This window comes from Streptomyces sp. CGMCC 4.7035, from assembly GCF_031583065.1.
Lineage (GTDB): Bacteria > Actinomycetota > Actinomycetes > Streptomycetales > Streptomycetaceae > Streptomyces > Streptomyces yaanensis.
Genome location: NZ_CP134053.1, coordinates 6,608,805 through 6,622,805 on the forward strand (window position 1 = coordinate 6,608,805; position 14,001 = coordinate 6,622,805).

Annotated in this window: 11 protein-coding genes; 2 read left to right on the plus strand and 9 right to left on the minus strand. The window is 72.5% G+C overall.

Going from position 1 to position 14,001, the window contains the following annotated elements; genetic code table 11:
- Positions 1-2: 2 nt before the first annotated feature.
- The 7 genes from Q2K21_RS29095 to hrcA form a co-directional block, all read right to left on the minus strand.
- Positions 3-3,209 carry a S41 family peptidase gene (locus tag Q2K21_RS29095; RefSeq protein ID WP_310776705.1) on the minus strand — a complete coding sequence of 1,069 codons (3,207 nt, stop codon included), beginning with the start codon at positions 3,207-3,209 and terminating at the stop codon, positions 3-5.
- Positions 3,210-3,279: 70 nt separating this feature from the next.
- A complete protein-coding gene (locus tag Q2K21_RS29100; RefSeq protein WP_310776706.1) occupies positions 3,280-3,840 on the minus strand; it encodes a hypothetical protein in 561 nt (186 codons plus the stop codon).
- Positions 3,841-3,927: 87 nt separating this feature from the next.
- Positions 3,928-4,320: a VOC family protein gene (locus tag Q2K21_RS29105; RefSeq protein ID WP_310776708.1), complete on the minus strand. Its 393-nt coding sequence runs from the start codon at positions 4,318-4,320 to the stop codon at positions 3,928-3,930.
- Between the two features lie 14 nt (positions 4,321-4,334).
- Positions 4,335-5,075, minus strand: coding sequence for a 16S rRNA (uracil(1498)-N(3))-methyltransferase (locus Q2K21_RS29110; RefSeq protein ID WP_310776710.1), 741 nt, complete (start codon positions 5,073-5,075; stop codon positions 4,335-4,337).
- Entirely contained in the window at positions 5,072-6,148 is a 1,077-nt protein-coding gene (locus Q2K21_RS29115; RefSeq protein WP_310776712.1) for a nitronate monooxygenase, read from the minus strand. Before Q2K21_RS29115 ends, Q2K21_RS29110 begins: the two co-directional genes overlap by 4 nt.
- A 263-nt stretch (positions 6,149-6,411) precedes the next feature.
- Entirely contained in the window at positions 6,412-7,548 is a 1,137-nt protein-coding gene (gene dnaJ, locus Q2K21_RS29120) for a molecular chaperone DnaJ (protein ID WP_310776714.1), read from the minus strand.
- Entirely contained in the window at positions 7,549-8,568 is a 1,020-nt protein-coding gene (hrcA, locus tag Q2K21_RS29125) for a heat-inducible transcriptional repressor HrcA (protein WP_310776717.1), read from the minus strand.
- Between the two features lie 194 nt (positions 8,569-8,762).
- On the opposite strand from hrcA, the gene Q2K21_RS29130 reads away from it, so the two are divergent.
- Positions 8,763-9,497: an MBL fold metallo-hydrolase gene (locus Q2K21_RS29130; RefSeq protein WP_310776719.1), complete on the plus strand. Its 735-nt coding sequence runs from the start codon at positions 8,763-8,765 to the stop codon at positions 9,495-9,497.
- 46 nt (positions 9,498-9,543) lie between these two features.
- Complete coding sequence (locus Q2K21_RS29135; RefSeq protein ID WP_310776722.1) at positions 9,544-10,401, plus strand: DUF3097 domain-containing protein; 858 nt, start codon at positions 9,544-9,546, stop codon at positions 10,399-10,401.
- A gap of 130 nt (positions 10,402-10,531) precedes the next feature.
- On the opposite strand, the gene hemW is transcribed toward Q2K21_RS29135, so the two are convergent.
- Together hemW and Q2K21_RS29145 are read right to left on the minus strand one after the other, a co-directional pair.
- Positions 10,532-11,764, minus strand: a complete 1,233-nt coding sequence (hemW, locus tag Q2K21_RS29140) for a radical SAM family heme chaperone HemW (protein ID WP_310776724.1) — start codon at positions 11,762-11,764, stop codon at positions 10,532-10,534.
- A gap of 84 nt (positions 11,765-11,848) precedes the next feature.
- Positions 11,849-13,783 (minus strand): SpoIIE family protein phosphatase, encoded by a 1,935-nt coding sequence (locus Q2K21_RS29145; protein WP_310776727.1) that lies wholly within the window; start codon positions 13,781-13,783, stop codon positions 11,849-11,851.
- Positions 13,784-14,001: the final 218 nt, after the last annotated feature.

Here is a 14,001-nt window from a genome sequence, read left to right on the forward strand (position 1 = left end):
GATCACAGCGACGGCAGCTCCGGCGGCGTCTTGGCGGGCCGTTCCTCCAGCGCGGCCAGCGCCATGCGTACCGCCTCGTCCAGCTGCACATCACGCCCGGCCGCGTAGTCCTGCGGTGTCTGGACGACCTCGACGTCCGGGTCGACGCCGTGGTTCTCCACGCCCCACCCGTTACCCTCCAGCCAGAACGCGTACTTCGGCTGTGTCACCAGCGTCCCGTCGACGAGCCGGTACCGGCTGTCGATCCCGATGACCCCGCCCCACGTCCGCGTCCCCACCACCGGCCCGATCCCGAGCGCCTTGACCGCCGCGTTCACGATGTCCCCGTCCGACCCGGAGAACTCGTTGGCGACGGCGACGACGGGCCCGCGCGGCGCGTCATCGGGGTAGCTGTACGCCCGCATCCCGCGCGGCAGGTCCCAGCCCACGATCCGCCGGGCCAGCTTCTCCACGACCAGCTGGGAGGTGTGCCCACCCCGGTTCTCCCGGACGTCCACGACCAGCCCCTCCCGGGCGACCTCGACCCGCAGGTCCCGGTGCAGCTGAGCCCACCCGGAGCCCACCATGTCCGGCACGTGCAGATACCCGAGCCGCCCGCCGGACCTCTCGTGCACGTACGCCCGCCGGTCCGCCACCCACGCGTGGTACCTGAGCGGCTCCTCGTCCCCGATCGGGACCACGACCGCGTGCCGCAGGTCGCCTCCGCCCGCCGGGGAGACCGTCAGCTCCACCGGCTTCCCGGCCGTGCCGACCAGCAGCGGCCCGGGCCCGGTCACCGGATCCACCGGCCGCCCGCCGACCGCGACGATCGCGTCCCCGGCCCGCACCGCGACGCCGGGTGCCGCCAGCGGCGCGTGCGCGTCGGGGTCTGAGGTCTCCGACGGCAGTACGCGGTCGATGCGCCAACTGCCGTCCGCGTGCCGGGAGATGTCGGCCCCGAGCAGGCCCTGCCGCCGGTCCGCGCCCGTCCCGTAGCCGTTCGGCACGACGTACGCGTGCGAGGTGCCCAGTTCGCCCTGCACCTCCCACAGGAGGTCCACCAGGTCGTCGTGCGTGGCGACACGCCCGAGCACCGGCCGGTACCGGTCCAGTACGCCCTGCCAGTCGGCCCCGCCCAGGTCCGGCCGCCAGAAGTTGTCCCGCATGAGGCGGCCGGTCTCGTCGTACATCTGGCGCCACTCGGCGGCCGGGTCCACGGTCTGCCGTACGCGCGACAGATCCACGGTGATGTTCGCGTCGCTGTCGTCGTCGTTCGGGGCGCGCCGGTCGCTCGGTACGACCTTGAGCTTGCCGTCGGTCCACAGCAGCACCCGCTTGCCGTCGCCGGTGACCGCGAAGTGGTCGGCGTCGGCGGCGAGGTGCTCCAGTCGCTGCTGGACGAGGTCGTACCGCTCCAGCTCGGTCTTGGGATCCGGGTCGTCGGGCGTGGCGCGCGAGGCGCCCAGCACACCGATCACCGGATGCCGCAGCCACAGCACCCCGTCCTTGGCGGCCCGCAGCCCGGAGTAACGCGCGGCCTCGACCGGGAACGGCACGATCCGGTCGGCCAGCCCCTCCAGGTCGATCCTGGTCGTGGGCGTGCCCTCGCTGTCGGGCGTCTCGTCCTTCTCGGGCGCCTCGAAGGGGCGGCCGTGCCGCTGCGGCCCGAAGGGGGACGGGGTCGTCGCGGCGAGCGTGATCAGATGCGGACGCGAGCCCCCCACGAAGGCGAGATCAAACACATGCTCGTCGTAGACCGGATCGAAGGAGCGCGCCGAGAGGAACGCCAGGTGCTTGCCGTCCAGGGTGAACGCGGGCGCGTAGTCCCGGAAGCGCAGCGGTGTCGCCTCCGTGACGGACAGGTCCGCGGTGTTCGCGAGTTTCAGCTGCCGCAGCGGGCGCGGACCGGGATGCGACCAGGCCAGCCATGCCGAGTCCGGCGAGAAGACGAGCCCGTTGACCTCGCCGTCCTCGCTGCGGTCGACCTCGCGCAGCTCTCCGCTCTCCCGCTCGACGAGCAGCACGCGCCCGTCGTGCGTGGCGACGGCGACCCGGCTGCCGTCGGGCGCCACCGCGAGAGAGAGCACGCGTCCGAGCTGTCCGGCCGCGAGCCGGCGCGGGATGGCGCCGGGCGCGAGACCGGTGGCGGGCGCGAACTCCAGGGCGTCGTCGCCCTCCGCGTCCGTCACCCACACCACCCACTCCTCGCCCTCCACCCGGAAGGAGCGCGGCAGCCGGGCCCGTACGCCGGGCTCGGCGGCGAGCGCGCGGGCGGGTCCCGAGCGGTGGGTGACCCAGTGGACGGCGCCGCGCACGGAGATCGCGCTACCGCGCCCGGTGTGGTCGGGCGAGCCGGCACCGAACCAGCGGGAGGCGCTCACGGGGTGCGGCTGGAGGTCGGCGCGCTGCCCGCCGAGCCGCACGTCGAGCCGCCGGGGCTCGGCTCCGTCCAGGTCGTCGAGGAGCCACAGTTCACCGGCGCAGGAGTACACGACCCGGGTGCCGTCGCCGGCCGCGTGCCGGGCGTAGAAGCCGTCGATCGGCGTGTGCCGCCGCAGGTCCGAGCCGTCGGCGAGCGATGAGTACAGCGCTCCGACGCCCTCGTGGTCGGAGAGGAACGCGACGCGGTCCCCGACCCACGACGGGTACTCGATGTTCCCGTCGAGGTCCTCGTGCAGCCGTACGAACTCCCCGTCGCCCTCGCGGTCGATCCAGAGCTTGCCGGCGGTGCCGCCCCGGTACCGCTTCCACCAGGCGGCCTCACGGCCCATGGGCGCGGACAGCAGCACCGTGCCCGCCCCGTGGGCGACGTGGCCGACAGGTCCGTACGGCAGAGTGGTGGCCGGTCCGCCGTCCAGCGGCACGGCGTGCGCCCAGCTGCGGCGCAGGGAGGCCTGGCCGACCGTGCTGAGGGCGAGCACATGTCCCTCGGGGGTCCAGCCGCGCACCTGGGTCCTCGAACTACCCCAGTGAGTCAGGCGCTTGGCGGGACCGCCGTCGATCGGGGCGATGTGCACCTCGGGTGCCCCGTCGCGGGTGGAGGTCCAGGCGACGGTCGTGCCGTCCGGGGAGATACGGGGGTGGTTGACCGGCATGTTGTCGGCGCTGACCCGCCAGGCGCGGCCGCCGTCGAGCGGGGCGACCCAGACGTCGTCCTCGGCGGTGAAGGCGACCAACTCGCCGTGCAGGTGCGGGAACCGGAGATACGCGGGCGATGCGGACTGAGTCACCAGATCACCCTAAGCAGCGATCCCGTTCCCCGACAGGGGTTTGCCCAGTTGCCCCCGTTCCGTGCGCACGTCACTTGCCCTGGACCGGCCAGCAGGTGGGGTCGCCCTGGCACCAGATGGTCTTCGTCACGGTGACGGTGGGCCGGGGCTGCCCGGGGGTGACCGGGTGGTACGAGGCGGGAGGCGTCGGCGTGCGGCCCGCGCAGTTGCCGAGACCGCTGACGTGGAACCACTCCTTGCCGCCCACGGTGGCTCTGAGGTCGCCGCGCACGCACTTGCCGTCGACGGCGCGGGTGACCCTGCCCTTGACGGTGATCTTCTTGTTGTCGTCCGTCTGCCCCTGGCAGTCGACGGTGACGACGTCGGTCGCGCTCGGCGACGGTGTCCTGCCGGACGCGGCGGCCTTGCCGCTGGTGCCGTAGTGGCCCGTGCAGCTGAGCCAGCGCACTTTCACATGCTGCCGCTGAAGTTCCCTGGTCGCCGTCTGGTCGGTCGTGTACGCCACCGACGCGGAGCTCAGGTCACCGGGCTGGCACGCGACGGCTCCGCCCACGGTGACCGTCACGAGCGCGGTCACCGCCGCGAGCCGCCGCCCCTTCGGGCGTCGCCAAATCCGCCTCAATGCCCCCATGGAGGGCAGCCTGCCACTGACGCGCCCGTGACGGTAGAGCGCATACGGCCACCCGAGCGCCCGCCCGTGCCCCCTCCGGACGCGCCGTCAGCCGCGCAGCAGCAGCCACTCCTGGAGTTCCACCAGGTTGCCCTCCGGGTCCTTGAGGTGGGCGACGCGCATGCGGTCGGTCATCGGGGCCGGGCCGTGCAGAAGCGTCGCGCCGCGGGAGGTGATCTGCTCGCAGTACGCGTCCAGGTCGTCCACGCGCAGCACCACCAGCGAGCGGTGGCCGGTCGCCTCGTCACCCAGTTCGCCCAGGACCTCGGCCATCATCGCCCGGTCCTGCAGCGCTATGCCCGCCGAGCCGGTGACGGCGCTGAACTTCTCGTACGGCCCGTCCACCGCCCCCGACTGGGGCTTGAGGCCGAGGACTTCGGAGTAGAACCGGTAGCAGGCGGCGAAGTCCGAGACGAGCAGCCGCACTTGGGCGAGTTCCATGGGTCCCCCGTGGGTCAGGACCAGCGGCCCGTGCGGCCGAGCAGCAGCGCGGCCGCGGCGGTTCCGGCGGTCGATGTACGCAGGACGGTATGCCCCAGCCGGAACGCCCGCGCACCTGCCTGAGCGAACAGCGCCAGCTCCTCCGGGGACACGCCCCCTTCGGGCCCGACGACCAGGACGATCTCGCCCTCGGCGGGGAGTTCCACGGTGGCCAGGGGTTCGTCGCCGCTCTCGTGCAGGACGGCCGCGAAATCGGCTTTGGCGAGAAGTGCGGCAACCTGCTTGCTGCTTGCCGCGTCCGCGACCTCCGGGAAACGCACCCGGCGTGACTGCTTGCCCGCCTCGCGGGCGGTGGCCCGCCACTTGCCGAGCGCCTTGAGCCCGCGGTCGCCCTTCCACTGCGTGATGCACCGGGAGGCCGCCCACGGGACGATGGCGTCCACGCCCACCTCGGTCATGGTCTCCACGGCCAGCTCGCCCCGGTCGCCCTTGGGCAGGGCCTGCACGACGGTGATGCGCACCGGCGCCTGGGGCTCCTCCTGGAGGGACTCCAGATCCATGACCACCAGCCGGTCCTTGCCCTCGGCGGCCTTCACCACGCCCTCGGTCCACCGCCCGTGCCCGTCGGTGAGGACCACGTCCTCACCGGGCCGCAGCCGCTTCACCGAAACCGCGTGGCGCCCCTCGGGCCCCTCCAGCACGAACTCCGGGCCGATTCCGTCGAGTCGGTCCACGACGAACACAGGAGCCGTCATCGCTCGGCACCTCCCGTCGACAACGCTGTCGTGGCCGCCTCGATCTCCGCCGCCAGCACCTCCACCAGCTGCCCGGCGGGCAGTTCGCGGGCCATCCGGTGGCCCTGGCCCGCCCACAGCGCCATGCCCTGCGCGTCGCCCGCCTTCGCGGCCGCCTTGCGCAGCGGCGAGGTGAGGTGGTGGATCTCGGGGTACGCGGCGGGGGCGTAGGGGCCGTGCTCCCGCATGAAGCGGTTGACCAGACCGCGCGCGGGGCGGCCGGAGAACGCGCGCGTCAGTTCCGTCCGGACGAACAGGGGGTTGGTCAGCGCCTGCTTGTGCAGAGCGTGGGCGCCGGACTCGGGGGTCGCGAGGAACGCGGTGCCGAGCTGGGCCGCGCTCGCACCCGCCGCGAGCACCGCGGCGATCTGGCTGCCCCGCATGAGGCCGCCGGCCGCCACGATCGGGATGTCCACGGTCTCGCGTATCTGGGCGACCAGCGAGAGCAGCCCGATGCCGGAGCCGTCGTTCTCCTGGATGTCCCGGTGGGTGCCCTGGTGCCCGCCGGCCTCGACACCCTGCACGATCACCGCGTCGGCGCCCGCGTCCTGGACCGCGAGGGCCTCCTCGGCGGTGGTCGCGGTGACCAGGGTGAAGGTGCCCGCACGGCGCAGGGACTCCAGGGCGTCCGGGGTGGGGACGCCGAAGTGGAAGGAGACCGCCGGCACCGGGTTGTCGAGCAGCACGGCGAGCTTGACGTCGTAGCCGTCGTCGCGGCCGCTGTCGGGGTCGCCCAGCTCGGTCTCGTACCAGGCGGCCTCGCCGGCCAACTGGTTCGCGTAGACCTCGACGGCGGCAGGGTCGGCATACTCGGGCTGCGGCATGAACAGGTTCACGCCGAAGGGACTCCCGGTGAGCCCGCGGAGCTGCTTGATCTCCTGGTACATGCCGTCGGCGGTCTTGTACCCGGCGGCGAGGAACCCCAGCCCGCCGGCGTCGGACACGGCGGCGGCGAGCTGCGGCACGGAGACGCCGCCCGCCATGGGGGCCTGCACGATCGGGTGGTGAAGGAGATCGGTCAGCGCGGAGGACATGACGGCATGTTGTCACGTCCTTTGAACAAGTCCGAATCCGGCCGTCCCCTGGCATATGCCAGAGGAAGAGGCACCGGGTCAGGGGCGGTACGAAGGCAGCCCAAGTCGGCAAAAAATCAGCCCGTGGGGGTCCCCCCTGCTCGAAGAGCTTGGGGGAGTTTGAGGACGAGGCCGTAGGCCGATCGGGGGTCTGGGGGCGGAGCCCCCAGGGACGGTCACCCCGGCGCCGGGTGCCTCACCGACGCCGGGTGCCCAAACCTCCGTCAGCGCCCGTTGAACGCATCCTTCAGCCGCGAGAACAGCCCCTGCTGCCCCGGCTGGAACTGCCCCTGCGGCCGCTCCTCGCCCCGCAGCTTCGCCAGTTCCCGGAGCAGGCGTTCCTGCTCGGGGTCCAGCTTCGTCGGGGTCGTCACCTCGACGTGCACGATCAGGTCGCCCCGGCCGCCGCCGCGCAGGTGCGTGACGCCGCGGTTGTGCAGCGGGATCGACTGCCCGGACTGCGTTCCGGGGCGGATGTCGACCTCCTCCAGGCCGTCCAGCGTCTCCAGCGGGACCTTCGTGCCGAGGGCCGCCGCCGTCATCGGGATGGTGACCGTGCAGTGCAGGTCGTCGCCGCGCCGCTGGAAGGTCGAATGCGGCAGCTCGTGGATCTCGACGTACAGGTCGCCGGCGGGACCGCCGCCGGGCCCGACCTCGCCCTCGCCCGCGAGCTGGATCCGGGTGCCGTTGTCGACACCGGCCGGGATCTTGACCGTGAGCGTCCTGCGGGACCGCACCCGCCCGTCACCCGCGCACTCCGGGCACGGGTTCGGGACGATCGTGCCGAAGCCCTGGCACTGCGGGCACGGCCGGGACGTCATGACCTGGCCCAGGAAGGACCGCGTGACCTGCGAGACCTCACCGCGGCCACGACACATGTCACACGTCTGGGCGCTCGTCCCCGGCGCCGCACCCTCACCGTTGCAGGTGTTGCAGACGACGGCCGTGTCGACCTGGATGTCCTTCGTCGTACCGAAGGCCGCCTCGTCGAGCTCGACCTCCAGCCGGATCATGGCGTCCTGGCCCCGGCGGGTGCGCGAGCGCGGACCGCGCTGCGACGCCGTGCCGAAGAACGCGTCCATGATGTCGGAGAAGTTGCCGAAGCCGCCGGCCCCGAAGCCGCCCGCGCCGGCGCCGCCGGACTGCGAGAGCGGGTCGCCGCCGAGGTCGTAGACCTGCTTCTTCTGCGGGTCCGAGAGCACCTCGTAGGCGGCGTTGATCTCCTTGAACCGCTCCTGCGTCTTCGGATCAGGGTTGACGTCCGGGTGCAGCTCGCGCGCGAGCCGCCGGAAGGCCTTCTTGATCTCTTCCTGCGACGCGTCGCGGCGCACGCCGAGTACGGCGTAGTAGTCCGTGGCCACTTACGACTCCGCCAGGATCTGTCCGACGTACCGTGCCACCGCTCGTACCGCTCCCATCGTTCCCGGGTAATCCATGCGGGTCGGTCCGACCACGCCGAGTTTCGCTACTGCCTCGCCGCCCGAACCGTAGCCCACGGAGACGACGGACGTGGAGTTGAGTCCCTCGTGCGCGTTCTCATGACCGATACGCACCCGCATGGCCGGATCCTTCGCCTCCCCCAGCAACTTGAGGAGCACGACCTGCTCCTCAAGCGCCTCCAGGACGGGGCGAATGGTGAGAGGGAAGTCATGCCCGAAGCGGGTGAGATTGGCGGTGCCGCCGATCATCAGCCGCTCCTCGGTCTCCTCCACGAGCGTCTCCAGGAGGGTGGCGAGCACCGTGGAGACCGTGCCGCGGTCCTCCGGCTCCTCGAAGGCCTCGGGCAGATCCTGCACGAGTTGCGGAACATCCGCGAAGCGGCGGCCGGCGACCCGGCTGTTGAGCCGCGCGCGTAGATCCGCGAGAGACGTTTCTCCGAACGGCGCCGGGCAGTCGATCATGCGCTGCTCGACCCGGCCGGTGTCCGTGATCAGCACGAGCATCACCCGCGCGGGCGCCATCGACAGCAGCTCCACATGCCGCACGGTCGAACGTGTCAGCGACGGATACTGCACGACGGCGACCTGCCGGGTGAGCTGCGCGAGCAACCGCACCGTACGCGCCACGACGTCGTCGAGGTCGACGGCGCACTCCAGGAAGTTCTGGATCGCCCGGCGCTCGGGCGCGGTCATCGGCTTGACGCCCGCGAGCTTGTCCACGAAGAGGCGGTAGCCCTTGTCCGTGGGGATGCGTCCGGCGCTGGTGTGCGGCTGGGCGATATAGCCCTCGTCCTCCAGCGCGGCCATGTCGTTGCGGACGGTGGCCGGGGAGACACCGAGCTTGTGCCGCTCGGTGAGCGCCTTGGAGCCCACCGGCTCCTCGGTGCCGACGTAGTCCTGGACGATGGCGCGCAGCACTTCGAGCCTGCGTTCACTGAGCATCGCGCACACCTCCAGCGTTCTGTCCCCTCGGCGCTTCCCCTGGCACTCTGCGCGTGCGAGTGCCAGCATCCCGGAGCAAGTGTACGGCGGTCGGGTACGCACCCGGCAAGGGCGGGCACCGCTGTCGTACCGACGTGTACCGACCTGTCCCGGGGTGTCCTGCCGGGCTGGGCGTCTGCGGATAGCGTCGCCGTATGACGGTGTTGTGGGAAGGGTCCGGGTGGGAGGCGCTCGGTGCGACGGTGGGGCGGAGGCGGCTCCCGGTCTGGGACTGCACGGCCGGGCTGGTCGTGGGCGAGCACGCGGTGCTCATGGTCGACGCGGGGTCGAGCCTGGGCGAGGGCGCACGGTTGCGCACCGAGGCGCGACGGCTTCTCGCGCCCCTCGGCATGGACCGGCGTGTGACGCATCTCGCGCTCACGCATCCCCACTTCGACCATGTCCTCGGGGCGGCGGCGTTCGCGGGCGTGGAGGTGTTCGGGGCGGTGGGCATCGACGCGGTGTTCGTCCACGAGCGCGCGGAACTGGTCGCGGACGCGGTGCGCAATGGCCTGGACCCGGACGATGCGGCGAAAGCCGCGGAGGTACTGGTCCGTCCGCGCCACCAGGTCTCGGGCGAGTGGACGCTGGACCTGGGCGGCGTGCAGGTGCTGCTGGCGAATGTGGGGCCGGGCCACACGGCCCATGACCTGGTGGTCCTCGTCGCCGGGGCGCGGGAGGTGGTGTTCTGCGGGGACCTGGTGGAGGAGTCCGGCGCACCGCAGGCGGGCCCGGACGCGATCCCCTCGCACTGGCCGGCGGCCCTGGACCGGCTGCTGGAACTGGGCGGAGAGGACGCGCTGTACGTGCCCGGGCACGGGGCGGTCGTGAACGCGGACTTCGTCCGCTCCCAGCGCGACGAGCTGGCGGCCCGTTTCGGCGTGTCGTAGCGATCCCTACGCCATCCGGGCGGAGGCTTCTCCTATCGTCATCCGAATGCGCCCACCCGTCTCCCGCCACCGCCCTTCCAACGAGGGCCCTTCGGGCCCGCGCCCCCGTTCGTACTCGCCCGACCTGACCCCACCGTGGAAGAAGCCGCAGCCCGTCCCGGAGGTCCCGGCGGACCCTGGTCTGGTGGTCGAGGAGCCGCGCACCGGCTTCTGCGGCGCGGTCATCCGCTGCGAGGCGGGCACGGTGACCCTGGAGGACCGCTTCGGCAAGCACCGCGTCTTCCCCTTGGAGCCGCGGGGCTTCCTGCTGGAGGGGCGGGTGGTGACGCTGGTGCGCCCGTCGTCGGGTCCGGTGCGTCCGACCCGCACGGCGTCGGGCTCGGTGGCCGTCCCCGAAGCACGCGCCCGGGTGGCCCGCGCCGGCCGCATCTATGTGGAGGGCCGCCACGACGCGGAACTGGTCGAGAAGGTGTGGGGCGACGATCTGCGCATCGAGGGCGTGGTGGTGGAGTACCTGGAGGGCGTCGACGACCTGCCGTCGATCGTCTCGGCCTTCTCCCCCGGCCCGGACGCCCGCCTCGGGGTCCTGGTGGACCACCTGGTCCCCGGCACGAAGGAGTGGCGCATCGCGGAGTCGGTGACGAGCGACCACGCCCTGGTGGTGGGCCACCCGTACATCGACATCTGGCAGGCGGTGAAGCCGTCGTCGCTGGGCATCAGGGAATGGCCGCGCGTCCCGCACGGCCAGGACTGGAAGAAGGGGGTGTGCCGGGCGCTGGGCTGGCCGGAGAACACCGGCGAGGCGTGGCAGCGGATCCTGTCGCGGGTGCGGTCGTACAAGGACCTTGAGCCGGACCTGCTGGGTAGCGTGGAACGGCTCATCGACCATGTGACCGTGCCCTGAGGCTGCACCAAGCGTTGACACCGTGGGACTTGGTGGACGTGCTCTCCGCCGCTGCGGAGGTGATCCGTCGATCAGCTCGTCCACTCGGCCGAGCAGTGCGACTTCCCCGCCGACGCGGGGGTTGGGCCGTTCAGTCCACCAGGTCCCGCACCACCGCGTCCGCGAGCAGCCGCCCCCGCAGCGTCAGAACGGCGCGCCCCTCCTCGTACGGCCCTGTCTCCAGGAGCCCGTCCGCCAGGGCCCGGCGCGCAGCCGCCGTCCCCTCCTCGCGCAGCAACGACAACGGCACCCCCTCCCGAAGCCGCAGCTCCAGCAGGATCCGCTCCACCCGGCGGTCCTCCTCCGACAGGACCTCCCGCCCCGCGCCCGGGGAGCGACCCTCCGCCAGGGCGGCCGCGTACGCGCCGGGATGTTTCACGTTCCACCAGCGCACCCCGCCCACATGGCTGTGGGCTCCCGGCCCCGCGCCCCACCAGTCGGCGCCTCGCCAGTACAGCTCGTTGTGCAGGCAGCGGCCGGATTCCGACGTGGCCCAGTTCGAGACCTCGTACCAGTCGTAGCCCGCCGAAGCGAGCGCCTCGTCCGCGATCAGGTAGCGGTCCGCGTGGACGTCGTCGTCCGTCATCGGGATCTCGCCACGGCGGATGCGACGCGCGAGCTGCGTGCCTTCCTCGACGATCAGGGCGTACGCGCTGATGTGGTCGGGTCCGGCGCCCAGCGCCGCCTCCAGCGACGCGCGCCAGTCGTCGTCCGACTCGCCCGGCGTGCCGTAGATCAGGTCCAGGTTGACGTGCTCGAAACCCGCCGCTCGCGCCTCGGCCACGCAGGCCTCGGGACGGCCCGGTGTGTGCGTACGGTCCAGGATCTTCAGGACGTGCTGGCGGGCGCTCTGCATGCCGAAGGAGATCCGGTTGAAGCCGCCCTCCCGCAGCGTGGCCAGATACCGCTCGTCGACCGATTCCGGGTTCGCCTCCGTCGTCACCTCCGCGTCGTCCGCGAGGCCGAACTCGTCACGGATCGCCCCCAGCATCCGTACGAGGTCGTCGGCGGCCAGCAGCGTCGGCGTACCGCCCCCGACGAAGACCGTGCGGACCTCGCGCGGGTCGTCGCCCAGCACCTTGCGGGCCAGCCGGATCTCGTCGATCAGCGTCTGTGCGTAGTTGTCCCGGGACGCCAGCACGCCGCCCGTGCCGCGCAGCTCCGTCGCCGTGTACGTGTTGAAGTCGCAGTAGCCGCAGCGCGTGGCGCAGTACGGCACATGGAGGTAGAAGCCGAGGGGGCGCCCGGCGGCCCCGGCGAGCGCGGGCGCGGGCAGTGCGCCGTCGGCGGGGACGGGCTCGCCGTCGGGAAGTGCGGAAGGCATGTCCTCCATTGTCCCGTACCGCCGGGACTCCCCGTCCTGCCCGCTCACACCCCCGTACGCGCCGGGACTCCCTCTCCTGCCCGATCACTCCGCCCGCAGCACCAGTAACGCCAGATCGTCCTCCGGCGGCTTCCCCCCGAACTCGTGCACCAGCTTCCTGATCCGTTCCGCGATCAGCTGCGCGCTCAGTCCGGCGCAGCCGGCGAGCGCCGTCGCGAGGCCGTCCCCGTCGTCGAACTGGCGCGAGCCGCTGCGCCGCTCGGTCACCCCGTCCGTGACGCACAGCAGCGTGTCACCGGAACGCAGCTCGAAGGTCTCGCACGTGTACGTCGAGTCCTCCACGACCCCGAGAAGCGTCTGTGGCTGCGCCACGGGCCGTACGTCCCCGTCGGGGCCCAGCAGCAGCGGCAGCGGATGCCCGGCGGAGGCGAGCGTGCAGCGCACCCCGCCGTCGAAGGGGACCATCTCGCCGTAGAGGAGGGAGAGGAAACGGGCGTGCGGGCCGTCGTCGGCGCCCGGCACCGGCCCGCCCGCGGCGACCAATGCCCGCGCCGCCGCGTCCGCCGCCTCCGTCGCGTCGTCCAGCAGCAGCTGGTTGAGGCGGTCCAGGACGTCGGGGACCTCGTAGCCTTCGCGGGCCAGCAGTCGCAGCCAGGGCCGGGCGAGCCCGATGACGACGGCTGCCTCCGGCCCCTTGCCCTGGACGTCGCCGAGCGCGAAGCACCATCGTCCGTGGCCCGCCGGGAACAGGTCGTAGAAGTCGCCGCTCGGTCCGCCCTTGTCGCAGGGTTCGTACACGAGCGCGCTGCTCACGCCGGGGATCTCGGCGACCGCGCCGGGCAGCAGTCCGCGCTGGAGCACCCGGCTGATGGTGGCCTGGCGCGCGTACTGCCGGGCCGCCCCGATAGCCAGCGCCACCCGCCGGCTGAGGTCCTCGACGAGCCCGGTGACCTCGTCGGGGAAGCGCAGCAGCCCTGACCGTCCGATGACGAGCGTGCCCAGCGGCCGGCCGCCTGCGATCAGCCGGTAGGCCAGCGCCGCCCCGGTCGCGCCCCGCGGGCCCAGCGCCTCACCGGGCCAGGGCACGGGCACCGCCCGGGAGCGCACCGACTCGGGCAGCCGGGGCGGGTCCTTCTCCAGCACCCGGCGCAGTTCCTCGATACGGCTCTCGCTGCCGTGCCAGACGCGGGCGAGCCGCGGCCCGGCGGAGGCCGCCTCGGGCCCGCGCCAGCCGGTCGCCTCGTCCTCCAGCCAGACCGCGCACCAGTCGGCGAGCCGCGGCACGAGCAGCTGTCCGGTGAGCGCGGCGACGAGGTCCTCGTCGAGCTGCCCGGCGAGCAGGTCGGAGGCCTCGGCGAGGAAGGAGAGGGCGCCGCGGCCCCGCCACTCCCGGTCGTGGACGCCACGTCCGGGCTCGGCGAACGCGGAGAGTTCGGGGCCGAGTATCTCGGCGGCGCTCAGCCCGCGTTCCAGGGCGCTCTCGCTCGCGTACGCCTCGATCTCCTCCTCGGCGTCCAGGGCGCCGTCCAGGGGCAGCCGCGCCCAGACGGTCTTGGCGCCGGTGCGGTAGGTGATCCCCCAGGCCGTGGAGAGTGTGGAGACGAGCCGCAGACCGCGCCCGTACTCGGGTATGCCGTAGGGGCGTTCGACGGCGTCGTCCCGTACCGCGCGCGAGGGGTGGTGGTCGGAGACCTCGATGACGACGCCGGCCGGATCGTCCTCCGCGTCCTGAAGGCGGCAGACGAGGTCGACGTCCGTGCCCGCGTGCACGACGGCGTTGGTGACGAGCTCGCTGACGACGACCACCACGTCGTCGGCCAGCCGCTCGGTGAAGGTGTCGGGCTCGGCGGCTTCGGCCCAGTCCGCGAGGGTGGCGCGCACGAACCGGCGCGCGGCGCCGGGCGCGAGCGGGCCGCCGGGCAGTGTCGTACGCACCACCGCGGGCCGGTCCGCGCCCTGCTGCGCAGGCGTATCAGGGGCACAGGAGATGGTCTCCCGTTGCGTGGGAATGGCCCCCATGGACAGCTCCCCGAGCGGTTCGGACGAATACTCCTCTGACGATGCGGACAGAGTGACAGACCGGCCGCGCCCATAAGCACCGAGTTACCGAAGTGGGCCGCCATGAGTGAGAACACTGCTACAGATGTGGTCCAAGACGGACAGATTCGAGCAGGCGCAGAGCGAGGAGCTGAGCAGCAGGCCGGCGGCTCTGGAGAAAGAGCTGTCCGGGGAGGCGC